A 23391-nucleotide genomic window follows, 5' to 3' on the forward strand; every position below is an offset into this window, starting at 1 on the left:
ATCCTGGATGCAGCCTCGAACGTACCGCTGCGGACTGGACGCGGCCGTCGACGTCATCGGCGGCCGCTGGAAGGCCCTGATCCTCTGGGCGCTGCACGCCGAGCCCCTGCGGTTCGGCGAGCTGAAGCGGAAGGTGGCGGGGATCAGTGAAAAGATGCTGATCCAGGCCCTGCGCGAGCTGGAGGCGGACGAAATCGTGCACCGCGAGGTGTTCCACGAGATCCCGCCGAAGGTCGAATACTCGCTGACCGAGCTGGGTCAGCGGCTGAACACGGCGTTGCTGCCGCTGGGCGACTGGGGTGAGGAGAACATGGCCGGCATCGCGAAGCGCCGCGGCGTCACGCCCGCGCCGCCGCATACGGCTTCAGCGTGATCGCGTTGCCTGCTTTCAGCGGCAGTTCCTCGATCAGCCTGCGCCACGGCAGGTACGGCAGCAGCCGGTAGTTGAGGTTGCGGAACTTCAGCCACGCGCGTGTCGGCGGGACGAACCACTTCCCGTTGCCCTGACCCAGCTTCTGGCACGCGTCGACGAAGCCGCGCATCTCGGCGGTGTAGGCGCCGAACGCCGTCGTGTGGTCGCCGCCGGCGGCCGCCAGCTCGCCCGCGAGCACGTACGCGCCGACGATCGCCAGGCTCGTCCCCATGCCCGAGAGCGGCGCGGCGCAGTACGCGGCGTCGCCGACCAGCGCGACGCGCCCGCGCGAGTACGCGTCCAGCCTGATCTGGCTCGCCGAGTCGAAGTAGAAGTCCGGCGCTTCCCGCATGGCCTTCAGCAGCGTCGGCGTCTCCCAGCCGACATCGCGGAACGTCTCCTCGACGATCCGGCGCTGCTGCTCGACGTCACGGTGGTCGTAGTCCAGCCCAGCGGAGCCGAACCAGAACAGCGCCTTGGCTTCGGTGTTGTCCCGCGCGCTGTAGACGCCGACGGTCCGGTTCGGCTCGTTGTGGAACCGGCCGGCGCGGTCGAGGCCGAGGTGGTTCGGCACGGTGCAGATGGCGACGTGGTAGCCGAGGTCGCGCCGGAACCGGGTTTCGTCGCCGAAGGCCAGCGACCGCACGGTGGAGTGCAGCCCGTCGGCCCCGATGACCAGGTCGAACTCGCGCGGCTCGGTGCGGGCGAAGGTCACCGTCACGCCGTCGCCGTGCTCGCCGATGCCGGTGATCGAGTCGCCGAAGACGTACTCGACGTCGTCCTTCGTGGCGTCGTACAGGATGCGCGCGAGGTCGCCGCGCAGGATCTCCAGCTCGCCGCTCTGGTAGGTCGGCGGCGTCACCACCAGCGGCCGGTCCGCACTGTCCACATAGGTCACTGCGCCCATCCGGGTCGCCGCCGCTTCGACGGCGCCCAGCAGGCCCATCCGGTCGAGGACCCGCAGGGACGCTCCCCGGAAGTCGACCGCGTAGCCGCCGTCGCGCAGTTCGGGAGCGCGTTCGACGACCGTCGGGGTGAAGCCGTGACGATGGAGCCAGCAGGCCAGGGCCGGGCCGGCGACGCTCGCGCCGGAAATCAGGACTCGTCGGTTCCGCATGCCGAAGACGGTAACCCCGATTTGGGCGATCGCGCAATGCGAACGCCTAAGACGATCGTGCTAGGGTCCCGCCATGGGCAACAAGGAGTCACTGCTGGCCGGCGCGAAGCGCTGCCTGTACGAAAAGGGCTATGCCCGCACGACCGTGCGGGACCTGGCCTCGGCGGCGAACGTGAGCATGGCGGCCATCGGGTACCACTTCGGCTCGCGCGAGGCACTGCTCAACGCCGCGCTGATCGAGGCGAACGAGGAGTGGGGCGAAACGCTGGCGAAGACGCTCCGGGTGGAGACGCCGCCGGACACGCCGCCGGCCGAGCGCTTCGCGCTGATCTGGCAGCGGGTGATCGAGTCGTTCGGCGAGCACCGCCGGATGTGGGCGGTGAGCTTCGAAGCCTGCTCGCAGCCGGACCTCGACGAGAGCGTCCGCGCCCAGCTCGCGAACGCGGTCGAACAGGCCCGGCACGGCCTGGCGAACCTGTTCCAGGGCCTCGACGACGGAAGCGCCGAGGCCCGGGCCGTCGGCACGGTCCACCAGGCCCTGCTGTCGGGCGTGATGCTCCAGTGGCTGATCGACCCGGGCCACGCCCCCTCGGGCGACGACCTGGTGCGCGGCCTGCGCCTGATCGCGCGGGACGTCCTGGCTTAGGCGGTGACCAGGTCCGCGCCGGTGAAGAACGTCGGTGCGGCCGCCATCGCCTCGGCGTCGCGCAGGACGTCACCCGGGCGGCTGCCGTTGCCCAGCAGTACCCCGCCCCAGTTCATGCCCAGGTATTCGGCGCAGAGTTCCAGCGTGCCGATCAGCGGCTGGGCCTCGCGGGGCGTCTCGCTCAGGACGCTGACGCCCCACAGCGTCTTGCCGCGCATCCGCGGCTTGAACTCCACCGGCAGCCGCATCCAGCCCGACCAGTAGTCGAGGTACAGCTTCACGCTCGCCGAGACCGAATACCAGTACACCGGCGAGGCGATCACGATGTCCGTGGCGGCGAAGGTCGCGTCCATCAGCAGCTGCTCGTTCTCCCCCGGCTCGGGGTGCTCACCGGCGCCGTGCCGGCGGTCCTCGAACGGCGGCAGCGGCACCTCGGGCAGCCGGATCCACCGCTGCTCGACGTCCTGCGGCAGCTCCTTCGCCGCCAGCCGGGCCAGTGTCTCGGTGTTGCCCCCGGCCCGCGCGGCGCCCACCAGGAACAGGAAGCTGCGATCGCTCATGTCCACCCTCTCGAAGTACTTGCATGTACATATAAATACTGTCCCTGGACTACCCTGGCGTCAAGAGGAGGCCGGAAGATGACTGCCGACGAACAGGCCTGGGGCCGGGTACTCGTCCTGCACGCCCGGATCGAGCAGGAACTCGCCAAAGCACTGCACCGGCGCCACGGGCTCGGCCTGTCCGAGTACCGCGCACTGGGGAAGCTGGTCGCCGGCCCCCGCGGGGGCTTGCGGATGCAGGAGCTCGCCGAGGCCATCGGCCTCAACCAGAGCTCGGTCAGCCGGATGTGCGCCCGCCTCGAAGACGCCGGCCTGACCCTCCGCGACCTGTGCGAAAACGACCGCCGCGGCGTCTACTCGGTGATCACCGACGCCGGCCGCAAGCGCTACGCCGAAACCGAGCCGACGTACAACGCGGTGCTGCGGACCGCGCTCGACAAGGCCGCGAGCGACCCGGAGCTCGCCGCCGCCGTCTCCGCCGTCCGCGGCGCTTGACCCACATATTCCTCAGTGGTTATATACCGGCACGGCAACCCACGGGAGGACGCGTGTCCGGACGAGCGAAGCTGCAGACCGACGGCGAACGACCGGTGCTCCGGCTGGAACGCCGCCTGAAGCACGCACCCGAACGGGTCTGGCGGGCGCTCACGGACCCGGCCGAGCTCGGGCACTGGTTCCCCGCGAAGGTCGACGTCGAGCTGCGGGACGGCGGCGCCATCCGGTTCACCTTCCCCGGCGAGGACACCACGACGACCGGGCGGGTGCTCACCGTCGACCCGCCGCGCGAGTTCACCTTCGTCTGGAACGACGACACCCTGCGCTGGCTGATCACCCCCGACGGCGACGGCAGCCTGCTGGAGTTCACGCACACCTTCGGCCGCGGCGACCCGGCGATCGCCAAGCTCGCCGGCGGCCGCACCGCCGCCGGCTGGGACGTCTGCCTCGACACGCTCGCCACGCGTCTGGCCGGGCAGGACTTCGAGCAGCCGCAAGGCTGGCACGCGCGGATGGCGTCCTATGTGGCGGAATTCGGCCTCGACGACGGCGAAGTCCTCGAGGACGGCACGATCCGCTTCCGCCGTGACCTCGGCTTCAAACCCCTCGACGAGCTGCGGCCGCTGCTCCCGGACGAGCCCGGCTGGCGCCTGGTGCACGACCCGCGCGAAGGCACTCGCGTCGAGTTCACCGAAACGGCCGGGGACGACGTCCCGGCGCAGCTGGCCCGGCGGCACGAGCAGCTCGACAAGCTGTTCGCCGCCACCCACGGCGTCGACCTGCCGGACTGGCCGCCCGACCGCGTCGAAGCCGTCCGGAAGCACTACGCGGAGCATCCGACCCAAGGTTGACGCGCGGGCGGGACGCCCGCATTACGGTCGGTTCATGCGCATTCGCGTCGTCTTGGACGCCCTCGCCGTCCTGGTGCTGACCCTGGGGGCCGGCGGCAACCTCGCCGCCGGCGCGTGGTCGCTGCCGCCGTGGCTGCCCGCCTGGCTCGGCTGGGCGATCCTGCTGACGAGCGTCGCCCCGATCGTGGTGCGGCGCTGGTGGCCGCGGCCCGCCTACGTCCTTTCGCTCGTGCTGACCGCGGCGGCGATCCCGATCGGCGGCCCGGTGCTGGCGGTCGCCGTCGTGTCGGCCGGGTGCGCGCTCTACTCGTTCGTGGTGCGCCGCGGCAGCCGCGCCTCGCGGGCCGGGTTCGTGGCCGGCCTGCTCGGAGTCGGCCTGCTCGGCGTCGCGGTGCCGAACCCGAGCACGGCGACGACGGTGAACTTCGGCACGTCGGCGCTGGTCGTCGGGTTCGCGCTCGGCATCGCCGTCCACGGCCGCCGCGAGCACGCCGCGATCGAGCGGGAAACCCATGCGCAGCAGGCGGTTTCCGCGGAACGGCTGCGGATCGCGCGCGAGATGCACGACGTCGTCGCGCACAGCATGAGCCTGATCGCGGTGAAGGCCGCGGTCGGCAACCACGTCGCCCTCGAGCAGCCCGACCAGGCACGGGAAGCCTTGCGGGTCATCGAAGACACGAGCCGCGAGACGCTGGCCGAGCTGCGGCGCATGCTCGGCGTGCTGCGCGACGGCACCGGCGTCCCGGCGCTGGCGCCCGCCCCGTCGCTCGACGACCTGCGGGCGCTCGCCGAACGCGCCCAGCAGGCGGGGCCCGCCGTCGACCTGGTCGTCGACGGCCTCACCGAGCTGCCGAGCGGCGTCGGCCAGTCGGTGTACCGGATCGTGCAGGAGGCACTGACCAATGTGGTCAAGCACGCGGACGCGGCGACGTGCCGGGTCCACGTCACCGGCGGCGAGGGCGAGGTGACCATCGAGGTGCTCGACGACGGCCGCGGCGGCGAGGCCGTCCCCGGCCACGGGCTGATCGGGATGCGCGAGCGCGTCGCGGTCTACGTAGGCGAATTCTCCGCGGCGCCCACCGGAACCGGCTTCCGCGTGTTCGCGCGGCTGCCCTACGCGGAAACGGCGGTGGCCCGATGACCCGCGTCCTGATCGCCGACGACCAGGCCCTGCTGCGGGGCAGCTTCCGGGTGCTGGTCGACAGCGCACCGGGCCTCGAAGTGGTGGGCGAGGCGTCCGACGGCGCCGAGGCGGTGGCGCTGACCCGCGTGGAGCGGCCGGACGTCGTGCTCATGGACGTCCGGATGCCGGAGATGGACGGCATCGAGGCCACGCGCCGCATCTGCGCGGAGACGGACGTCCGGGTCCTCATGCTGACCACGTTCGACCTGGACGAGTACGTCTATTCGGCGTTGCGCGCCGGAGCGAGCGGCTTCCTCTTGAAGGACACCCGCCCGGCGGACCTGCTGGCGGCGATCGAGGTGGTCGCCTCCGGCGACGCCCTGCTGGCCCCCTCGGTGACGCGACGCCTGGTGGCGGAGTTCGCGCGGCTGCCGTCGGGCCCGGTGACCCGCCTGGACGGCGTCACGGCTCGCGAGCAGGAGGTCCTGACGTTGATCGCGCGGGGCCTGTCGAACGACGAGATCGCCGCGCGCCTGCACCTGGGCATCGCCACGGTCAAGACCCACGTCGGCCGCCTGCTGCACAAGCTGGCCGCGCGGGACCGGGCCCAGCTGGTGATCGTCGCCTACGAATCGGGCCTGATCCGGCCTACACCGCCCGTGTGAACGGCGCGAACCGCATCGAGGAATCCCCCGGCAGCGAACGGCCACCCAAGACCAGCCGCGGCGCCAACGGCCCCGGAACCAGCCCGCGCTCCTCGAGCCACCCCGCCAGCGAAGGGAACCGGAAGTCCGGATCCACCCGAACCTCCCCCGGCACGGTCCGCGCCACCCCGCGGATCAGGGCCTTCGCCTGCTCCACCGACCGCGCCACGACCGGCCCGATCACGGTCACGTGCCCGATGTCCGTCCCGAACGCGAACCCCCCGTCGACCACGAACGGCGTTCCCAGCCGCGCCAGGAACGGCCGCCGATCCACGCCGTGCGCGGCGAGATCCAGCGGGAGCACCTCGGCCAACGAGCCGGGCGAAGCGCCCGGACCGCCGTCGTCGGCGAATCGGCCGACGTGCCCCCGGCAACCGCCGTCGGCCACGAACCCCATCGACTCGTACAGCGGCCGGCCGAGCGTCGAAGCGTGCAGCCACACCACCCGGTCCCCGGCCGCCGCGACCGCCCGCTCGGTGATCGCGCGGCCCAGCCCCCGCCGCCCGTGGCGGGGCGCGACCAGCACCATCGAAATCGACGCCACCGAGCCCAACGCCACCGAGCCGAACACCACCGAGCCGAACACCACCAAGGCCGCGGACGCCGCCAGCCCGGGACCGTCCGGGGCGTCGATCCCGAACAGCGTTCCGGTCTCGTGCAGCAGCCGCCACTTCGGTGGCTCGCGCGGCCATGAGCGGGACTCGGCCAGGTCGGAGCAGGCGGGCAGGTCGGCGGCGGTCAGGGTGCGGATCTCCACGGACGTTGCCTACGCCACACGCCAAGTGACCGACAAGTAGTTAAGCTCCCGTGGCATGAGCAGTGCGACGGAGCCGCTCGGGACGCCGCCCGAGGATGAACCGGACATCCACACCACGGCCGGCAAGCTGGCCGACCTCTATCGCCGCTACGACGAGGCGGTGCACGCCGGCTCGGCCCGTGCGGTGGAGAAGCAGCACGCCAAGGGCAAGAAGACCGCGCGCGAACGCATCGAGCTGCTGCTCGACGAGAACTCGTTCGTCGAGCTCGACGAGCTCGCCCGGCACCGCTCGACCAACTTCGGCCAGGAGAAGAACCGGCCCTACGGCGACGGCGTCGTCACCGGCTACGGCACCGTCGACGGCCGCCCGGTCTGCGTGTTCAGCCAGGACGTGACCGTCTTCGGCGGCAGCCTCGGCGAGGTCTACGGCGAGAAGATCGTCAAGGTGATGGACCTGGCGATCAAGACCGGCCGCCCGATCATCGGCATCAACGAGGGCGGCGGCGCGCGCATCCAGGAAGGTGTCGTCTCGCTCGGCCTCTACGGCGAGATCTTCAACCGCAACGTCAAGGCGTCCGGCGTCATCCCGCAGATCTCGCTGATCATGGGCGCGAACGCCGGTGGCCACGTCTACTCCCCCGCGCTCACCGACTTCATCGTGATGGTCGACGAGACGTCGCAGATGTTCATCACCGGCCCCGACGTCGTCAAGACGGTCACCGGCGAGGACGTCACCTTCGAGGAGCTCGGCGGCGGCCGCACGCACAACACGAAGTCCGGCGTCGCGCACTACCTGGGCTCCGACGACGAGGACGCCATCGCCTACGTCAAGGAACTGCTCTCCTACCTGCCGCAGAACAACCTCTCCGACGCGCCGGCGTTCGAGCCGCCCGCCGACCGGCCCGGGTTCTTCGACGACGTCACCGACTCGGACCGCGAGCTCGACACGATCATCCCGGACTCGCCGAACACCCCGTACGACATGCACGAGGTCATCACCCGGGTGGTCGACGACGGCGACTTCCTCGAGGTCCACGAGCTGTTCGCGCCGAACATCATCGTCGGGTTCGGCCGCGTCGACGGCCACAGCGTCGGCGTCGTCGCCAACCAGCCGACGCAGTTCGCCGGCTGCCTCGACATCGACGCGTCCGAGAAGGCCGCGCGGTTCGTCCGCACCTGCGACGCGTTCAACATCCCGGTGCTCACCTTCGTCGACGTCCCGGGCTTCCTCCCGGGGACCGACCAGGAGTGGAACGGCATCATCCGCCGCGGCGCGAAGCTGATCTACGCCTACGCGGAGGCCACGGTCCCGCTGGTCACGATCATCACGCGCAAGGCGTACGGCGGCGCGTACGACGTCATGGGGTCGAAGCACCTCGGCGCCGACATCAACCTGGCCTGGCCGACCGCGCAGGTCGCGGTGATGGGTGCCCAGGGCGCGGCCAACATCGTCCACCGCAAGACCCTCGCCAACGCGGCGAACGAGGGCAAGGACGTCGACGCACTGCGCGCCGAGCTGATCCAGGAGTACGAGGACACGCTGCTGAACCCGTACGCGGCGGCCGAGCGCGGGTACGTCGACTCGGTGATCGTGCCGGCGCACACCCGCGGGCACGTGGCCCGCGCGCTCTCGCTGCTGCGGAACAAGCGGGAGTCGCTGCCGCCCAAGAAGCACGGGAACATCCCGCTGTGAGCGAGGAAAGCCGTCCCCTGCTGAGGGTGGTCCGCGGGAACCCGAGCGACGCCGAACTGGCGGCGCTGACGGCGGTCGTCGCCGCGGCGTCGGCCGCGAAGGCACCGGAGAAGCCGAAGCCGCGTACGTCGTGGTGGGGCGATCACGCCGCTTCGCTGCGCAAGCCGCTTCACCCCGGCGAAGGTGCTTGGCGCGCTTCGGGTCTTCCTCAGGGCTGAACGGCGTCGAGGAAGACCGTCGGGACTTCGTTGTCCCGCACGATCGCGCCCAGCAGCGCCGCGAGCCGGTCGCGGTCCTGCGTGCTCAGGCCCGCGGCCAGCTCGTCGACCCGGCGGCACGTCGCCGCGTAGAAGTCCTCGGCCAGTTCGCGGCCTTCGCCGGTCAGGACGACGTGGACGGCCCGGCGGTCGGCCGGGTCGGGCTCGCGGCGGACGAGCCCGCGCCGGACCGCGCGATCGACCAGGCCGGTGAGGCTCGATTTCTCGAGGCCGAGCGTGCCGCCCAGGTCGCCCATGCCGTACGGACGGCCCATCAGCACGCACAGCAGCTGCCCCTGCTGCACGGTGAGCCCGTATTCGCGGGCGGACTCGGCGTAGACGGCGTTCACCAGGAACGACGCCCGCACCAGCCCGGCCACCACGCCGAGGTCCGCCCCGCTCTTCCCCATCCGGTCAGCCTACGGCGTCCCGCACCGCGGGCACGATTTCCTCGGCCCACCGCGCGGCCGCGGCCGGGTCGGGCGTGCTGCCGCCGGGCCCGAAGAGCACGAACCCGGCGGCGCCGTGCTCCAGCACCGCGCCGGTCAGCTCCTCGATCCACTGGTCCGGTGACCCGCCGATCCAGCGGCCGTCGCCGGTGCGGGTCCGGGCGAGCGGCTCCGCCGTGATGCGGCCGGGAAAGTTGTAGACGGTGACGATCTCGGCGGGGTCGCGCCCGGCCTCGACGGCGGCCTGGTCGATCAGCGGCCGGGACGTGCGGTAGCGCTCGCTGAGCCAGTCGGCGGCGTGCCCGGGCAGCCACCCGTCAGCCACCCGCCCGGTGACGGCGAGGGACTTGGGCCCGACCGAGCCGGTCCACACCGGCGGCATCGCTTCCGCGGCCGGTTCGAGGTTCGTGACCCGGTGGAACTCGCCGTCGAAGGTGACCGGCTCGCCGCCCCCGCCGAGCAGCTTCACCAGCCGGATCCCTTCCTCGAAGGCGCGGACGGCCTGCCCGGGAGTGAGCTTGGGGAAGCCGAGCCGCACGATGTCGTCCCACAGCCCGCCGACACCCATGCCGAGCACGATCCGGCCGCCGGTGAGGGCGGACAGGCTCGTCACGGTGCGCGCGAGCATCGACGCCGGGCGCGTCGCCAGGTTGGTGACGCTGACCAGGCCGGAGATCCGTTCGGTCTTCCCGAGCAGGACACCGAGTTCGGCGTACGCGTCGAGCCGGTCGGCGTGGTACGGGTGATCGGACACGGTGATCAGGTCGAGACCGCCCCGGTCGGCGCGGACGGCCAGTTCCAGGGTGTCCGGGACGGCGGTGACGGCCGTGGACACGCCGATGCCGAAATACGTCATGATTCCTCCCAGTTAGTTCGTACTACGAACATATCACAGATAGTTCTTAGTGCGAACTACAAGTGGTGGACGCGCTCGCCGACCGCTCCCGGAAAATCGATCGTGCAGCAGCGGTCCGCTTGCTACCTTGGGTTCCGCCCGGTGCGACGGGGAAGGTTACTTCGGTATCACTTGGTTCGAATCCAGGAACCGGCCACCACGGTGGCCGGTCAACGCACCTTCTCCACTCAAGACCTCGGGCACCCAACTTCATCCGCACTCCCGGTGCGTCACCGATCTCGGGAGCCACGGCCACACCGGTGCCCGGTGCGCAGGCGAGGGTTACTTCCACTCCTAATGGGCAGGTCGGGGGTTCGAATCCCTCCCGGACCACCTGCGGTCCGGTAGCTCAGTGGCCTAGAGCAGCTATGTACCTTCACCGACTTCGATCTCGGGCATCGCTGTGGCCGTGGCTCCCCCGCAAAAAAATCAGGGGGAGAAATGAGCAAGTTCAACACCGCACGCGCGCCCGCCGCGACCTCTCCGGTCCGCGGGGAGGCCACGCCGTCCACCGTCACGCACCAGGGCGGTGCCGGGTATCTGCGCGACACCAAGTCCGAGCTCTTCCTGCTCGCCGTGGCCAACATGGTCGGCGAGCACACCTTCTACGAGTCCGCGGACACGCGTGACACGCGGTACGCCGAGCTGGTCCGTCAGTCCACCTTGGACGATCCGCAGTGGACGGCGCGGTTCCTGCGCTGGCTGCGCTCCGGCGCGCACCTGCGGACGGCGTCGCTCGTCGGGGCCGCCGAGTTCGCCAAGGCGCGCCGCGACGCCGGCCTCGACGGCCTGAGCCGTCAGGTCGTCGCCGACGTGCTGCAGCGGGCCGACGAGCCCGGTGAGCTGCTCGCCTACTGGACCTCCGTGCACGGCCGCGCCGTCCCGAAGCCGGTCAAGCGCGGCGTCGCCGACGCCGCGGCGAAGCTCTACGACGAGCGGTCCTTCGCCAAGTGGGACTCCGCCGCGCGGGCGTTCCGGTTCGCCGACGTCCTCGAGCTGACCCACCCGGCAGGCGGGGGTGAGCTGTTCAAGCACATCATCGACGAGCGGCACGACCGCGGCAACGCGATCCCGGAGTCCCTCGGCACCCTGCGCGCCCGCGCCGAGCTGCTGTCCTGGGACGTCGGCGACCGCCGGAAGCTCTTCGACCGGCCGGACGCCGCCGACGTGCTCCGCACCGCGGGCATGACGTGGGAGTCCGTCGCCGGGTGGCTGCAGGGTCCGCTGGACGCCCGCGTCTGGGAGGCGCTGATCCCGTCGATGGGGTACATGGCCCGGCTGCGGAACCTCCGCAACTTCGACGAGGCCGGCGTCTCGGACGCGGTCGCCCACCGCGTCGCCGAGCGGCTCGCCGACCCCGTGCAGGTCGCGAAGTCCCGGCAGCTGCCGATGCGGTTCCTCGCGGCCCACCGCGCGGCGCCCTCGCTGCGGTGGGCGTGGGCGCTCGAGCGGGCGATCGCGCACGCGCTGGCCAACGTGCCGAAGCTGGACGGCCGGACGCTCGTCCTCGTCGACACGTCGGCGTCGATGAACGACCGGTTCAGCAAGGACGGCAGCCTGCTGCGCTGGGACGCGGCCGCGGTCTTCGGCCTGGCGCTCGCCCGCCGCTGCGCGCAGGCCGACGTCGTGTCGTTCTCGGACGGCTACTGGGCGGGCCGCAAGGGCACCAAGGTGTTCAAGCTGCGTCGCGGTGGCTCGCTGCTGAGCGACGTCGAGCGCTGGAAGTCCGGCGGCTTCTTCATCGGCGGCGGCACCGACACGGCCGGCGCGGTGAAGAAGCACTTCGCGCGGCACGACCGCGTCGTGATCCTCACCGACGAGCAGGCCGCGTACGGCGACGTCGGGCAGGCGCTGCCCGCGCACGTGCCGCTGTACACGTGGAACCTCGCGGGCTACCGGGCCGGCCACGCGCCGTCCGGCGGCGGGCACCGGCACACGTTCGGCGGCCTGACCGACCAGGCGTTCCGGATGATCCCGCTGATCGAGCGGGGCCGGAGCGCCGACTGGCCCTTCTGAGAGACGCCGTGCAGGCCCCCGTGACGACATCATGGGGGCCTGCACGCTGTGTACGGACCGTCACAAGAAAGACCGTGGACCACGCACTAATCCACCCCGTATAGTCCACGTGGAATAACCGACGTGGAGGGATCCGATCATGGCCTCACCCAAGCTGACCCCGCTCGGCCTCGCCGTGCTGGAGCTGCTCCACGAGGGGCCGATGCACCCGTACGAGATGGCCCAGCTCATGCGCGAGCGGTACGTCCACATGCGGGTCAACGTCAAAGCCGGCTCGCTCTACCACACGGTGGAGCGCCTGCTCCGGGGCGGGCTCATCGAGGTCGTCGACACGCAACGTGACGGACGACGGCCCGAGCGCACCGTCTACGGCATGACCCAGACCGGGCTGGACGAGTTCACCCAGCGCGGCCGCGAGCTGCTCGGCGACCTCGCCACCGAGTTCCCCGCCTACCTGTCCGGGCTCGGCGTGATCGACGAACTCGGGCGCGAGACGGCGTTGGTCGAGCTCGAACACCGGATCACCCGGCTGCGCGCCGCGGTGGCCGGGGACGACGCGGTGCTGCAGCGGCTGGCGGAGGACGAGACGCCGCCGATCTACTGGCTGGACTGGCGCTACCAGTGCGACCACCGGAAGTTCGAGCTCGAGTGGACCGAACGGCTCCACGACGACCTCGAGTCCGGGCGGATCACCTTCAAGGACAACGGACAACCCAAGCTCACGCTCATCACCAGGGAAGACGACGATGAACGCAAGACAAGCTAACCCGTGGGCCGCGCTGGGTGCGCTGTGCCTCGGCTTCTTCATGATCCTGCTCGACACGACCATCGTGTCGATCGCGATCCCGACCATGCTGCGCGAACTGGGCGCCGGGCTGAACTCCATCGTCTGGGTGATCAGCGTCTACCTGCTCACCTACGCCGTGCCGATGCTGTTCACCAGCCGGCTCGGTGACCGCTTCGGCCCGAAGCGGGTGTTCCTCGCCGGGCTCGTCGTGTTCACCGGCGCGTCGCTGTGGTGCGGCCTGTCCGGCAACGTGGAGATGCTCATCGCCGCGCGGGCCGTGCAGGGGCTCGGTGCCGCCCTGATGACGCCGCAGACGCTGGCGTTCATCACGCACCTGTTCCCGCCGGCCAAGCGCGGCCCGGCGATGGGCATGTGGGGCGGCGTCGCCGGCCTGGCGACGATCGCCGGCCCGCTGCTCGGCGGCGTGCTGGTCGACCACCTCGGCTGGGAGTGGATCTTCTACGTCAACGTGCCGATCGGCGTGGTCGCCGTCGTGCTCACGGTGCTGCTGGTGCCGGACTGGCAGCCGAAGCACTCGCACTCGTTCGACCTGCTCGGGATCGTGCTTTCGAGCGCGGCGCTGCTGTGCATCGTGTTCGGCGTCCAGAACGGCCAGCAGTACGACTGGGGCACGGTCTTCGGCGGCATCACGGTGTTCGAGATCATCGGCGCCGGTGTGGTGCTGATGATCGCCTTCCTGGTGTGGCAGCGGGTCAACCGGCGCGAGCCGCTGCTGCCGCTGCAGGTGTTCTCGAACCGCAACTTCTCGGCCGGGACGTTCACCGCGGCGACCGTCGGCTTCGCGATGACCGGCATGTTCCTGCCGCTGGTCATCTACATCCAGTCGGTGCTCGGGCTGAGCCCCACCATGGGCGGCCTGCTCACCGCGCCGATGTCGCTGCTGTCCGGGATCATCGCGCCCTTCGTCGGGCGCGCGTCGGACAAGGTGAACGGCAAGTATCTGGTGATGTTCGGCTTGGCGGCGCTCGCGGCCGGGCTCGGGATCATCGCGCTGCAGGCGGCGCCGGACAGCAACGCGTGGACGTTCGTCCCGGCGCTGCTGGTGTGCGGCCTGGGCATCGGCTGCATCTTCTCGCCGATGAGCAACCTGACGATGGGGTCGGTGGAGCCGCGGCTGGCCGGGACCGCGTCCGGCATCTTCAACACCGCGCGCCAGGTGGGCGGGGTGCTCGGCAGCGCGGCGATCGGCGTGCTGCTGCAGGCGCGGATCAGCGCGTCCATCGCGGACGAGGCGACGAAGGCGGCCTCGCAGCTGCCGGAGCCGTACCGGGCGCCGTTCGCCGAGGGGATCGCGCACGCGGCGGCGAGCACCGGCGAGTTCGGCTCGGCGGGCGGCGCGGCGCCGATGCCGGGACTGCCCGCGGAGATCGCCGCGCAGGCGGGGAAGCTGGCCCGCGACGCTGTCCAGAGTGGACTGACCGACGCGGCCCGCGTCACGATGCTGCTGCCGATGGGCGTGCTCCTGCTCGGGGTGCTTTCGGCGGCCGTGATGCAGCGGGTCAAGCCGCGCTGGCAAACCCCGGCGCCGGCGCCCGAAACCGCCGCGGCCTGAGACCGCGCAGGCCCCCGCACCGGTGTCGGGTTACCGGAGCGGGGGCCTGCACGGACCGCGGGAGCGGTGGCCTAGCGGCGACGGCTGTAGGACAGGCCGTACCCGTACGGGAACAGGCCCTGCTTGCCGTCACCGGCGTTGATCGGTTCCTGCGAAGAGCTCTTCGGCCAGGTGAAGCTCAGCTTGCCGGTCGGGTTGTAGTCGCCGTAGAGCACGTCCGCGACACCGGCGCCTTCCGAGCCCGGCAGCCAGGCGGCCAGCAGTCCCCTCGCCGACGGCAGCTGCGCCGCGATGTCCAGCGGCCGCCCGGAGACGGTCACCACGACCAGCGGCACCCCGGACGCCTTCAGCTTGCCGATGAGGGCGACGTCTTCGGCGTCGAGGCCGAGTCCGTTCGGCCGGTCTCCCTGCCCCTCGGCGTACGGCGTTTCGCCCACCACGGCGACCGCGACCTTGTAGCTGGCGTCGATTCCGTTACCCGCACGGTCATAGGTCACCCCCGTGCCCTTCCCGGCACCGGCTTTGATGCCGTCGAGGATCGTCGTGCCCGGGATCACCCGCTCGCCGCTCTGGCCCTGCCAGGTCAGCGTCCAGCCGCCGGCCTGGTTGCCCAGGTCGTTCGCGTTCTTCCCGGCCACGAAGATCTTGTTGTTCTGCTTCGCCAGCGGCAGCACGCCGTCGTTCTTCAGCAGCACCTGCGACTCGCGCACGGCCTGGCGCGCCACGGCGCGGTGCGCCGCGCTGCCGAAGTCCTGCTGCAGCGAGCGGTCGGTGTACGGGTGCTCGAACAGGCCCAGCTCGAACTTCTTCGTGAGGATCCGCCGGTTGGCGTCGTCGATGCGGGACATCGGGACGTGCCCGTTGCGGACTTCGGCCGTCAGCGTGCTGGTGAACTTCAGGTAGTCGTTGGGGACCATGGCCATGTCGATGCCGGCGTTGACGGCCTGGCTGACCTCGGCCGCGGTGAACCCCGGCTGGCCGTCGATCTGGTCGATGCCGTTCCAGTCGGAGACGACGTACCCGGAGAAGCCCAGCTCACCCTTGAGCAGGTCGGTGATGAGGAACTTGTTGCCGTGGTCCTTGACGCCGTTCCAGCTGTTGAAGCTGATCATCACCGAGCCGACGCCGTGGGCGACCGCGGCCTGGAACGGCGGCAGGTGGATGCGGCGCAGCTCGTCCAGGCTGATCTGGGTGTTGCCCTGGTCGACGCCGCCGGTGGTGCCGCCGTCGCCGATGAAGTGCTTGGCCGTGGCCATGATCGACGTCGGGGCGGCGAGCGAAGAGCCCTGCAGGCCTTCGATGATCACGGAATTCGCGACGGCGTTGGCCGGGACCTCGCCGAAGGACTCGTACGTGCGGCCCCAGCGGTCGTCGCGGGCGACGCACAGGCAGGGCGCAAAGCCCCACTTGACGCCGGTGGCCGCGGATTCGCCGGCGGTGATCGCGCCGATCTGCTCGACCAGCTGCGGGTCGTTCGCGGCACCGAGGCCGATGTTGTGCGGGAAGACCGTGGCGCCGTAGACGTTGTTGTGGCCGTGCACGGTGTCGGAGCCGTAGACGATCGGGATGCCGAGGCCGGTCGACGTCGCCGCCCGCTGGTAGGCATCGATCATGTCCGCCCAGGCTTGTGGCGTGTTCGGCGTCGGTGTCGAACCGCCGCCGGAGAGGATGGAGCCGAGCCGGGCCGCGGCGGCCTGCGCGGGGGTCGCGGCACCGCGCTCGCCCTGGGTCATCTGCCCGACCTTGTCCTCGAGCGTCATCCGCGCCATCAGGTCGGTCACGCGGTCGGCCACGCGGGCGTGCGGGTTCCGGTAGAGCGGCGCCGCGGCGGCGGACGCCATCGGGACGAGGGCCGTGCCGGCGAGCAGAAGGCCGGCGAGGGCGGTGGTTCGCAATGATCTCGTGGTGCGGAGGAGCGGCATTGTTCTCTCCGTGACGATCCGTCGATCGATAAGTTGCGAGCCAAAACAAATTAGCTCTCCTGTGGAGTGACGCCGGTCACAATTCGGTCACGACCGCCTGGTCAAGTAAGTTTCAGTCGTGCAGTTCGTCCTCGCCTCCCAGTCCCCCGCCCGCCTCGCCGTCCTGCGGTCCGCCGGCCTCGATCCCGCCGTGTTCGTCTCCGGCGTCGACGAGGACGCCGTCGCCGCGTCCCTGACCGACCCGGCGCCGTCGGAACTGGTCGCCGCCCTGGCCGCGGCCAAGGCCGAAGCGGTGCTCGACCAGGTCGCCGCGGCCCATCCGGACGCTGTCGTCGTCGCCTGCGACTCGATGCTCAACATCGGCGGCCGGATGGTCGGCAAACCAGGCGACCCGGACGTCGCCCGGGCCCGCTGGGCCGCGATGGCCGGAACATCCGGTGAACTCCTCACCGGCCACGCGGTCGTCCGGCTCGACGGCGGGGCCCGCGGGAAAGAGGCCGCCGGCTGGGAAGCGACCACCGTCCGGTTCGGCACGCCGAGCCCGGCGGAGATCGACGCCTACGTCGCCACCGGGGAGCCGCTCAACGTCGCCGGCGGGTTCACGATCGACGGCCGGGGCGGCTGGTTCGTCGAAGGACTCCACGGCGACCACACGAGCGTCATCGGCATCAGCCTCCCGCTGACGCGCCGGCTGCTGGCCGAGGTCGGCGTGAGTGTCGTGGATCTCTGGCGGCCTCCCGCATCCTGAGAAAGGCACCACACCAACGGGTGATCCGGAAGAGTGCCCCCTTGCCTAACGTTCTCTTCACGAGGCAAGACAGGAAACTTTCGAGCACCGGAGTCGCCCCGTGTCTTTCGTACGGACATACACCAAGCCGCGGGTGTTCGCGGCCGCGGTTCTCGGCTCGCTCGTCGTCGGCGCCCTGCTGGGCGTCGTCGCGCGGCAGACCGAGGCCGGCTGGCTGACCGATCTCCTCGACCAGATCGGCACCATCTTCACCACGCTGCTGCAGATCGCGGTGATCCCGCTGGTCTTCACGGCGATCGTGGTCGGCATCAACAGCCTCCGCGGCCTGGGCGGCGGCCGCACCGCCGCGCGCCTCGGCGGCAAGACGGTGCTGTGGTTCGCGATCACGTCGTTCATCGCGTCGCTGATCGGCATCGCGGTCGGCCGGATCTTCAACCCCGGCGCCGGTGGGCTCGGCGGCGTCGCGGCGACGGCCAAGAACGCCGACAAGGCCGCGAAGAGCGTCGACCACTGGGGTTCGTGGGACGCCTTCGTCAACGGATTGCTGCCGGAGAACTTCGTGAAAGCGTTCTCCGACGGCGAGACGCTGCAGGTGCTGTTCCTGGCGTTGATCATCGGCGCGGCGGCCTACAGCCTGGGTGACCGGGCGAAGCCGTTCGTGGACTTCACGACGAGCGTGTTCGAGATCATCCAGCGCTACCTCGGCTGGATCGTCCGGCTGGCCCCGATCGGCATCGTCGGCCTGATCGGCGCGGCGGTGTCCAACTACGGGGACGCGCTGTTCCGGCCGCTGTTCTCCACCACGCTCGCGGTGTACGTCGGCTGCCTGCTCGTGCTGTTCGTCGTCTACCCGCTCCTGCTGCAGTTCGTGGCCAAAGTCAGCCCGCTGAAGTTCTTCGCGAAGGCGGGCACGGCGATCCAGTTCGCGTTCGCCTCGCAGTCCTCGGCCGCGACCCTGCCGCTGACCCGCCAGTCCGCGGTCAACCTCGGTGTCCAGCCGGCGTACGCGGCCTTCGCGACCCCGCTCGGCAGCGCGACCAAGATGGACGGCTGCGCGGCGGTGTTCCCGGCGATCGCGGCGATCTTCGTCGCCAACCTGGCCGGGGTGTCCCTGAACTTCTGGCAGTACGCGGGCATCGTGGTGGTGGCCGTGGTCGGCGCACTGGCGACGGCCGGGACCACGGGCTGGCTGACGGCGTTCACGCTGACGACGTCGTTCATCGGCCTCGACGCCAAGCAGGTGGCGCTGGGCCTGGCGCTGATCTACTCGGTCAACCCGATCATGGACATGATGCGCACGGCGACGAACGTGGCCGGCCAGATCGTGGTCCCGACGATCGTGGCGCGCAGCGAGGGTCTCCTCGACGACGAGGTCCTCAACTCGCCGACCGACAACCCCCTGCACACCGACGACGGCTCGGCGGCCCGGCACACCGAACCCGCCCCGACCCCCGCCTGACCGCAAGCGCCCCAAGGCGGCCTTGGTTGCGTCTCACGCACCGAAGGCCGCCTTGGGTGCGTCTCACGCACCGAAGGCCACATTGGGGCGCTCTGGTCAGGAGGGGCAGGTGCGGAGGTCGGCGCGGGTCAGGCGGATGTCCGGCCAGCCGCGCAGGTCCGACGGCGACGTCACCCGGCGGGTGCAGCCCACCGACCGGCCCGACAGGTCGTACACCTCGCCCAGCACCGGGGCCGCCGCGCACTTCGGGGTGCCGGAGGCGGCGTCCGGGCAGTCGTGGCGGACCACGATCACGTCGGGGCTGGCGTCGGCCGTCACGTCGTAGAGCGACAGCGTCCCGGCGTCCGCGTAGTACGGCTTGCCCGGATCGCGCCACACCCCGCCGCTGCCGACGAGCAGTTCGCCGTACGCGGCCGTGCCGTCGTCGCCGACGTCGCCGCGGACCAGGCACGCCGGGGCCGGCCCGTCGATGCAGCGCAACGAGTTCTGGTCCAGCCGCACGCCCAGCTGGGCGATCGACAGCTCGAACACAGTGCCCGGCTCGGGACCGACGCGCAGGCGGGCCGAGCTGCCCACCGTGTCGGTCAGCAACACGACCGGCGTGCCCCCGACCGTCACCGCCGCGAGCTGGCGGCACGGCCCTCCGCCGCAGGTCACCGCGGGTGTCACCGGCGCGGCAGCGGGTTCGGCCGGCCCGGGGAGGGCCTCGGGGCGCGGGCGCAGCAGGAACACCGCGCCGATCGCGCCGACGGTGACCACCGCCGCCAGCACCGCGGTGAGCAGCGCCGACCGGGGCGTCCGCGCTGCCGTAGTCCGCATGAGACAGAGCGTAAGCCGCTTTGCGACGGCGTGTCGGCAGCGCCCCGGCACGATGTGGCGGGTTCAACCCGACGGGGTCGGGCGTAGCAGACGGTGTCCGTCTATGTTGTCCGGGTGACGAACCCGAACCTCCCACCCGCTCTGTACCTCCCGACCGGCCCGGTCAGCGCCGAAACCGAAGGCGCGTCGATCGAGCTGCGCCGCACGCCGGACGGCCGCACCGCGCTGGTCGCGTTCACCGCGCTGGACCGGCTGATCGACTGCTGCGGCGAGCACCAGCCGTGGGTGCTGGTGAGCACCGAGCACCTGCCGAAGGTGCACCGGGCGAACCCGTACGACGTGATCGTGCTCGATTCGCCGCTGCCGGAGGAGCTGCGCCACCACGTCTGAGCGTGGTTCACCTCTCACTCAAGAGACTCCCGACGTCAGATCCGTAGACTTCCCTGATGCCGCGTGGGCGGTCAGCAATGCAGCTGTCGGACGCAGGAGGTGCGGGGTGGCCGAGCAGGTCGGCGAATCCACGGGTGGTCCGGTGACCAAGATCCTGGTCGCCAACCGTGGCGAAATCGCGGTACGCGTCATCAGAGCGGCCAAGGACGCCGGCCTGGCCAGCGTCGCGGTGTACGCCGATCCGGACCGCGATGCGCCCCACGTCCGGCTGGCCGACGAGGCCTTCGCGCTGGGCGGCACCACGGCCGCCGAGAGCTACCTGAACATCGAGAAGATCCTCGACGCCGCGAAGCGCGCGGGCGCCGACTCGGTGCACCCGGGCTACGGCTTCCTCTCCGAAAACGCGGACTTCGCCCAGGCCGTCCTCGACGCCGGGCTGACCTGGATCGGGCCGAGCCCGCAGGCCATCCGCGACCTCGGTGACAAGGTCACCGCCCGCCACATCGCCATGCGCGCGGGCGCGCCGCTGGTGCCGGGCACGAAGGAGCCGGCCAAGGACGCCGCCGAAATCGTCGCGTTCGCCGACGAGCACGGCCTGCCGGTGGCCATCAAGGCCGCGTTCGGCGGCGGCGGGCGTGGCCTGAAGGTCGCGCGCACCCGCGAAGAGATCCCCGAGCTGTTCGAATCGGCCACGCGCGAAGCGGTCGCGGCGTTCGGCCGCGGCGAATGCTTCGTCGAGCGGTACCTGGACAAGCCGCGGCACGTCGAGGCGCAGGTGCTGGCCGACATGCACGGCAACGCGATCGTCGTCGGCACCCGCGACTGCTCGCTGCAGCGACGGCACCAGAAGCTCGTCGAGGAGGCGCCCGCGCCGTTCCTCAGCGACGAGCAGCGCGCCCGCATCCACTCCTCGGCGAAGGCGATCTGCAAGGAGGCCGGCTACTACGGCGCCGGCACGGTCGAGTACCTCGTCGCGACCGACGGCACGATCTCGTTCCTCGAGGTCAACACGCGCCTGCAGGTCGAGCACCCGGTGTCGGAGGAGACGACCGGGCTCGACCTGGTCCGCGAGATGTTCCGCATCGCGCGCGGCGAGAAGCTGCGGATCACCGAGGACCCCGAGCCGCGCGGGCACTCGATCGAGTTCCGCATCAACGGCGAGGACGCCGGCCGCGGCTTCCTGCCGGCGCCGGGCACGGTGACGAAGTTCGTCGCGCCGAGCGGCCCCGGCGTGCGCGTCGACTCCGGCGTCGAGTCCGGCAGCGTCATCGGCGGGCAGTTCGACTCGATGCTGGCCAAGCTGATCGTCACCGGGTCGGACCGCAACAACGCCCTGGAGCGCAGCCGCCGCGCCCTCGACGAGATGGTCGTCGAAGGCATGGCGACGGTCCTGCCGTTCGACCGCGTGATCGTCAACGACCCGGCGTTCATCGGCGACGAGAACGGCTTCAGCGTGCACACGCGCTGGATCGAGACGGAGTTCGACAACAAGATCGAGCCGTTCGTGGCGCCGGACGTCGAGGCCGCCGAGGAGCAGCCGCGGCAGAACCTCGTCGTCGAGGTCGGCGGGCGGCGGCTCGAGGTGTCGCTGCCGGGCGGGTTCGCGCTCGAAGGCGGCGGTGGCGGCGGCACGGCGGTCAAGGCGAAGCCGCGCAAGCGCGCCGGCGGCACCAAGGCCGCGGTGAGCGGCGACGCCGTCACGGCGCCGATGCAGGGCACGATCGTCAAGGTGGCCGTCGAAGAGGGCCAGAGCGTCGAGGCCGGCGAGCTGATCGTCGTCCTCGAAGCCATGAAGATGGAGAACCCGGTCACCGCCCACAAAGCGGGCACCGTCACCGGCCTTTCGGTCGAGGTCGGCGCGGCCGTGACGCAGGGCACGCAGCTTCTGGAGATCAAGTAGCGCGGTTCGTTACAGATGTCGTGGTGGGCCGCCCCCGGGGCGGCCTACCATCGACTACGTGACCGAAGTCCCGTCTCCGCAGCTGCGGATCAGCGACCAGAACCGTGAGTCCGCGCTGTCCGCGCTCGGTGAGCACATGACGGCGGGCCGGATCGACATCGACGAGTACGGCGAACGCTCGGCCCGGATCACCGCGGCCAAGACGCGTGGCGAGCTGAGCGAGATCTTCGCGGACCTGCCGGCCCCGCACCCCCAGTACGAGGACATCCCCCGCACCGTCGCGGCGCCCGAACCCGCTGCCGCGGCACCGAAGCCGTCGGGGACACCGGACGGCTGGTCGCCGGCGCAGCGGTTCCTCGCCGCGATCGTGCCGCTGACGTGGATCGCCGCGATCGCGCTGATCGCCGCCGTCAGCGGTCACCTGTGGCCGGTCATCTTCGTCCCGATCGGGCTGACGGTGTTCGGCAAGTCGATGTGGGGCCACGACTGGAACCCGAACCACGACCACCGCGCCCGCCGGGACCGGCACCTGCGCGACCGGGACCGCCGCCGCGAGCTGCGTGACTCCTACCGGCGCGAGCTGGGCCGCTGATCCCGCGGTGGGCGACATGCGGTTGAGCGACGCCGAACGCCAGGACGCCCTGGACGTCCTGGAGGAGCACGTCCGCACCGGCCGGCTGGACATCGACGAGTACGGCGCCCGGTCGGCGAAGGTGACGGCGGCGAAGCGGGTCAGCGAGCTGGTTCCCCTGTTCGACGACCTGCCGTCACCTCGCCCGAGCGCGCTGCTGAACGGGGCTTCGGCGCCGGTGCCGTCGGCTGCCGAGGACAGCGCCCTGGTCCGGTTCCTGACCGCGGGCGCGGTCCCGATCGCGATCGTCCTGGCGATCGCGGTGCTGATCCTGACCCGCGGCAGGCTGCTGATCATTTCGGTGGCGTTGCCGCTGGTGGTGGCGGCGATCGCGGGAGCCCGCCGCCGCCGGTCGTGATCGTCCCGCCCGGCCTGGCTAGGCTGGGTGGAGTGGAACCGGTGGAGATCAACGCGGGCACGTACTACCTGCGCCAGCTGCGCGCCGACCGCCACATCGACGACCGCCCGTTGTTGATGGAGGCGTTCGCGGACCCGACGCACCGCAAGTACGTGCTGAACTACCGCCTGCGGACCCTGGACGAGGCCACGGAGTACGTGGCCCTGCGAGCGGCCCAGTGGGCAGGCGACGAGCGTTGTTCCTGGGCGATAGCGGAGCCGACGTCGGGCAGGTTGCTGGGCGAGGTGGGCTTGCGCGAGCTGAACCTGGACGCCTCGTACGCCGAAGCGACGATCTGGGTCCACCCGGCGGAGCGCGGCAAGGGAATCGCCACGACGGCCCTGAACGCGGCCCTGCGGTTCGGCTTCGGGGGCTTGGGCCTGCGGGAAGTGAGCTACCGGTACGAGGAGAGCAACACGGCATCGGCGATCGTGGCGGAGCGCTGCGGGTTCACGTTGCTGGGCCCGGAGCTGGAGCGAGCGGCGACCGGCGAGCGCCTGATCCGGTGGCACCGAACATCCTGACCGCCACCGGATCGCCGTCGGCCGCTCAGCTCACCGGCTCCACGATGCCCGCCCGGGCCCAGCCAGCTGCGGTTCGGCGACCCGCTTGCTGGTCTTCGGGTGGGTCACCGCGCGACAGCCACCTCCTGAGCGTCGCGATGCGGTCGAATCCCCGGAAACGTGGTTTCCGGTGGCAGGCCGTGAAGCCCGAACCGGATCGGCGATCACGATCCGGTCGTGCGACCTGAGAACCGGCGGAACCCATCCACACCGCGGTGACCGCTCGC

25 protein-coding genes are annotated in these 23391 nt (G+C 71.1%); 18 read left to right on the plus strand and 7 right to left on the minus strand.

The features are described from left to right. Positions 1-7: 7 nt before the first annotated feature. Complete coding sequence (locus ACLJOU_RS19870; RefSeq protein WP_354917938.1) at positions 8-373, plus strand: winged helix-turn-helix transcriptional regulator; 366 nt, start codon at positions 8-10, stop codon at positions 371-373. Here ACLJOU_RS19870 and ACLJOU_RS19875 read toward each other — a convergent pair. Further along, the gene (locus ACLJOU_RS19875; protein WP_410569135.1) at positions 339-1529 is read right to left on the minus strand and encodes an FAD-dependent monooxygenase; all 1191 of its coding nucleotides are present in this window, start codon (positions 1527-1529) and stop codon (positions 339-341) included. The two genes, ACLJOU_RS19870 and ACLJOU_RS19875, sit on opposite strands and share 35 nt — an antisense overlap. 73 nt (positions 1530-1602) lie before the next feature. Here ACLJOU_RS19875 and ACLJOU_RS19880 point away from each other — a divergent pair, with 73 nt between their 5' ends. Continuing rightward, positions 1603-2175: a TetR/AcrR family transcriptional regulator gene (locus tag ACLJOU_RS19880; RefSeq protein ID WP_410569136.1), complete on the plus strand. Its 573-nt coding sequence runs from the start codon at positions 1603-1605 to the stop codon at positions 2173-2175. On the opposite strand, the gene ACLJOU_RS19885 is transcribed toward ACLJOU_RS19880, so the two are convergent. Continuing rightward, positions 2172-2735, minus strand: a complete 564-nt coding sequence (locus tag ACLJOU_RS19885) for a flavodoxin family protein (protein WP_410569137.1) — start codon at positions 2733-2735, stop codon at positions 2172-2174. The genes ACLJOU_RS19880 and ACLJOU_RS19885 overlap by 4 nt on opposite strands. 78 nt (positions 2736-2813) lie before the next feature. Here ACLJOU_RS19885 and ACLJOU_RS19890 point away from each other — a divergent pair, with 78 nt between their 5' ends. Genes ACLJOU_RS19890 through ACLJOU_RS19905 form a run of 4 tightly spaced genes read left to right on the plus strand, consistent with a single transcriptional unit; the run spans position 2814 to position 5869 of the window. After that, on the plus strand, positions 2814-3230 hold the full coding sequence (locus ACLJOU_RS19890; RefSeq protein WP_410569138.1) for a MarR family winged helix-turn-helix transcriptional regulator: 417 nt from the start codon (positions 2814-2816) through the stop codon (positions 3228-3230). Positions 3231-3283: 53 nt separating this feature from the next. After that, a complete protein-coding gene (locus ACLJOU_RS19895; protein ID WP_410569139.1) occupies positions 3284-4081 on the plus strand; it encodes an SRPBCC family protein in 798 nt (265 codons plus the stop codon). Between the two features lie 34 nt (positions 4082-4115). Further along, the gene (locus ACLJOU_RS19900) at positions 4116-5222 is read left to right on the plus strand and encodes a sensor histidine kinase (protein WP_410569140.1); all 1107 of its coding nucleotides are present in this window, start codon (positions 4116-4118) and stop codon (positions 5220-5222) included. Continuing rightward, positions 5219-5869 carry a response regulator gene (locus ACLJOU_RS19905; protein WP_410569141.1) on the plus strand — a complete coding sequence of 217 codons (651 nt, stop codon included), beginning with the start codon at positions 5219-5221 and terminating at the stop codon, positions 5867-5869. Before ACLJOU_RS19900 ends, ACLJOU_RS19905 begins: the two co-directional genes overlap by 4 nt. Here the strand turns inward: ACLJOU_RS19905 and ACLJOU_RS19910 are convergent. Then, complete coding sequence (locus tag ACLJOU_RS19910; protein ID WP_410569142.1) at positions 5853-6665, minus strand: GNAT family N-acetyltransferase; 813 nt, start codon at positions 6663-6665, stop codon at positions 5853-5855. The genes ACLJOU_RS19905 and ACLJOU_RS19910 overlap by 17 nt on opposite strands. A gap of 55 nt (positions 6666-6720) precedes the next feature. Between ACLJOU_RS19910 and ACLJOU_RS19915 the strand changes: the two genes are divergently transcribed. After that, positions 6721-8358, plus strand: coding sequence for an acyl-CoA carboxylase subunit beta (locus tag ACLJOU_RS19915; protein WP_410569143.1), 1638 nt, complete (start codon positions 6721-6723; stop codon positions 8356-8358). Then, positions 8355-8576, plus strand: coding sequence for an acyl-CoA carboxylase subunit epsilon (locus ACLJOU_RS19920; protein WP_410569144.1), 222 nt, complete (start codon positions 8355-8357; stop codon positions 8574-8576). The genes ACLJOU_RS19915 and ACLJOU_RS19920 overlap by 4 nt, the downstream gene beginning before the upstream one ends. Here the strand turns inward: ACLJOU_RS19920 and ACLJOU_RS19925 are convergent. Beyond that, complete coding sequence (locus ACLJOU_RS19925) at positions 8567-9025, minus strand: MarR family winged helix-turn-helix transcriptional regulator (protein ID WP_410569145.1); 459 nt, start codon at positions 9023-9025, stop codon at positions 8567-8569. The two genes, ACLJOU_RS19920 and ACLJOU_RS19925, sit on opposite strands and share 10 nt — an antisense overlap. 4 nt (positions 9026-9029) lie before the next feature. Then, on the minus strand, positions 9030-9920 hold the full coding sequence (locus ACLJOU_RS19930; protein WP_410569146.1) for an LLM class flavin-dependent oxidoreductase: 891 nt from the start codon (positions 9918-9920) through the stop codon (positions 9030-9032). 480 nt (positions 9921-10400) lie between these two features. Between ACLJOU_RS19930 and ACLJOU_RS19935 the strand changes: the two genes are divergently transcribed. The 3 genes from ACLJOU_RS19935 to ACLJOU_RS19945 all read left to right on the plus strand — a co-directional run bounded on the left by ACLJOU_RS19935 (position 10401) and on the right by ACLJOU_RS19945 (position 14335). Then, positions 10401-11975 carry a TROVE domain-containing protein gene (locus tag ACLJOU_RS19935; protein ID WP_410569147.1) on the plus strand — a complete coding sequence of 525 codons (1575 nt, stop codon included), beginning with the start codon at positions 10401-10403 and terminating at the stop codon, positions 11973-11975. Between the two features lie 139 nt (positions 11976-12114). After that, positions 12115-12741: a helix-turn-helix transcriptional regulator gene (locus ACLJOU_RS19940; RefSeq protein WP_410569148.1), complete on the plus strand. Its 627-nt coding sequence runs from the start codon at positions 12115-12117 to the stop codon at positions 12739-12741. After that, a complete protein-coding gene (locus tag ACLJOU_RS19945; protein WP_410569149.1) occupies positions 12722-14335 on the plus strand; it encodes a DHA2 family efflux MFS transporter permease subunit in 1614 nt (537 codons plus the stop codon). Before ACLJOU_RS19940 ends, ACLJOU_RS19945 begins: the two co-directional genes overlap by 20 nt. A 71-nt stretch (positions 14336-14406) precedes the next feature. Here ACLJOU_RS19945 and ACLJOU_RS19950 read toward each other — a convergent pair whose 3' ends face one another. Then, on the minus strand, positions 14407-16257 hold the full coding sequence (locus ACLJOU_RS19950) for a glycoside hydrolase family 3 protein (RefSeq protein ID WP_410569150.1): 1851 nt from the start codon (positions 16255-16257) through the stop codon (positions 14407-14409). A gap of 118 nt (positions 16258-16375) precedes the next feature. Between ACLJOU_RS19950 and ACLJOU_RS19955 the strand changes: the two genes are divergently transcribed. After that, a complete protein-coding gene (locus tag ACLJOU_RS19955) occupies positions 16376-17005 on the plus strand; it encodes a Maf family protein (RefSeq protein WP_410569151.1) in 630 nt (209 codons plus the stop codon). Between the two features lie 100 nt (positions 17006-17105). Next, a complete protein-coding gene (locus ACLJOU_RS19960; protein WP_410569152.1) occupies positions 17106-18464 on the plus strand; it encodes a dicarboxylate/amino acid:cation symporter in 1359 nt (452 codons plus the stop codon). A gap of 96 nt (positions 18465-18560) precedes the next feature. Here the strand turns inward: ACLJOU_RS19960 and ACLJOU_RS19965 are convergent, their stop codons facing one another. Continuing rightward, positions 18561-19283 carry a hypothetical protein gene (locus ACLJOU_RS19965; RefSeq protein ID WP_410569153.1) on the minus strand — a complete coding sequence of 241 codons (723 nt, stop codon included), beginning with the start codon at positions 19281-19283 and terminating at the stop codon, positions 18561-18563. A 114-nt stretch (positions 19284-19397) separates the two neighbouring features. Here ACLJOU_RS19965 and ACLJOU_RS19970 point away from each other — a divergent pair, with 114 nt between their 5' ends. The 5 genes from ACLJOU_RS19970 to ACLJOU_RS19990 all read left to right on the plus strand — a co-directional run bounded on the left by ACLJOU_RS19970 (position 19398) and on the right by ACLJOU_RS19990 (position 23125). Then, on the plus strand, positions 19398-19673 hold the full coding sequence (locus tag ACLJOU_RS19970; protein WP_410569154.1) for an SAV_915 family protein: 276 nt from the start codon (positions 19398-19400) through the stop codon (positions 19671-19673). Between the two features lie 106 nt (positions 19674-19779). Next, the gene (locus ACLJOU_RS19975; protein ID WP_410569155.1) at positions 19780-21573 is read left to right on the plus strand and encodes an acetyl/propionyl/methylcrotonyl-CoA carboxylase subunit alpha; all 1794 of its coding nucleotides are present in this window, start codon (positions 19780-19782) and stop codon (positions 21571-21573) included. Positions 21574-21631: 58 nt separating this feature from the next. Then, positions 21632-22165 (plus strand): DUF1707 domain-containing protein, encoded by a 534-nt coding sequence (locus ACLJOU_RS19980; RefSeq protein ID WP_410569156.1) that lies wholly within the window; start codon positions 21632-21634, stop codon positions 22163-22165. Positions 22166-22172: 7 nt separating this feature from the next. Further along, positions 22173-22562, plus strand: a complete 390-nt coding sequence (locus ACLJOU_RS19985) for a DUF1707 domain-containing protein (RefSeq protein WP_410569157.1) — start codon at positions 22173-22175, stop codon at positions 22560-22562. Between the two features lie 32 nt (positions 22563-22594). After that, positions 22595-23125 carry a GNAT family N-acetyltransferase gene (locus tag ACLJOU_RS19990; protein WP_410569158.1) on the plus strand — a complete coding sequence of 177 codons (531 nt, stop codon included), beginning with the start codon at positions 22595-22597 and terminating at the stop codon, positions 23123-23125. Positions 23126-23391: the final 266 nt, after the last annotated feature.

It is taken from the genome of Amycolatopsis sp. cmx-4-61 (assembly GCF_046548775.1).
GTDB lineage: Bacteria > Actinomycetota > Actinomycetes > Mycobacteriales > Pseudonocardiaceae > Amycolatopsis.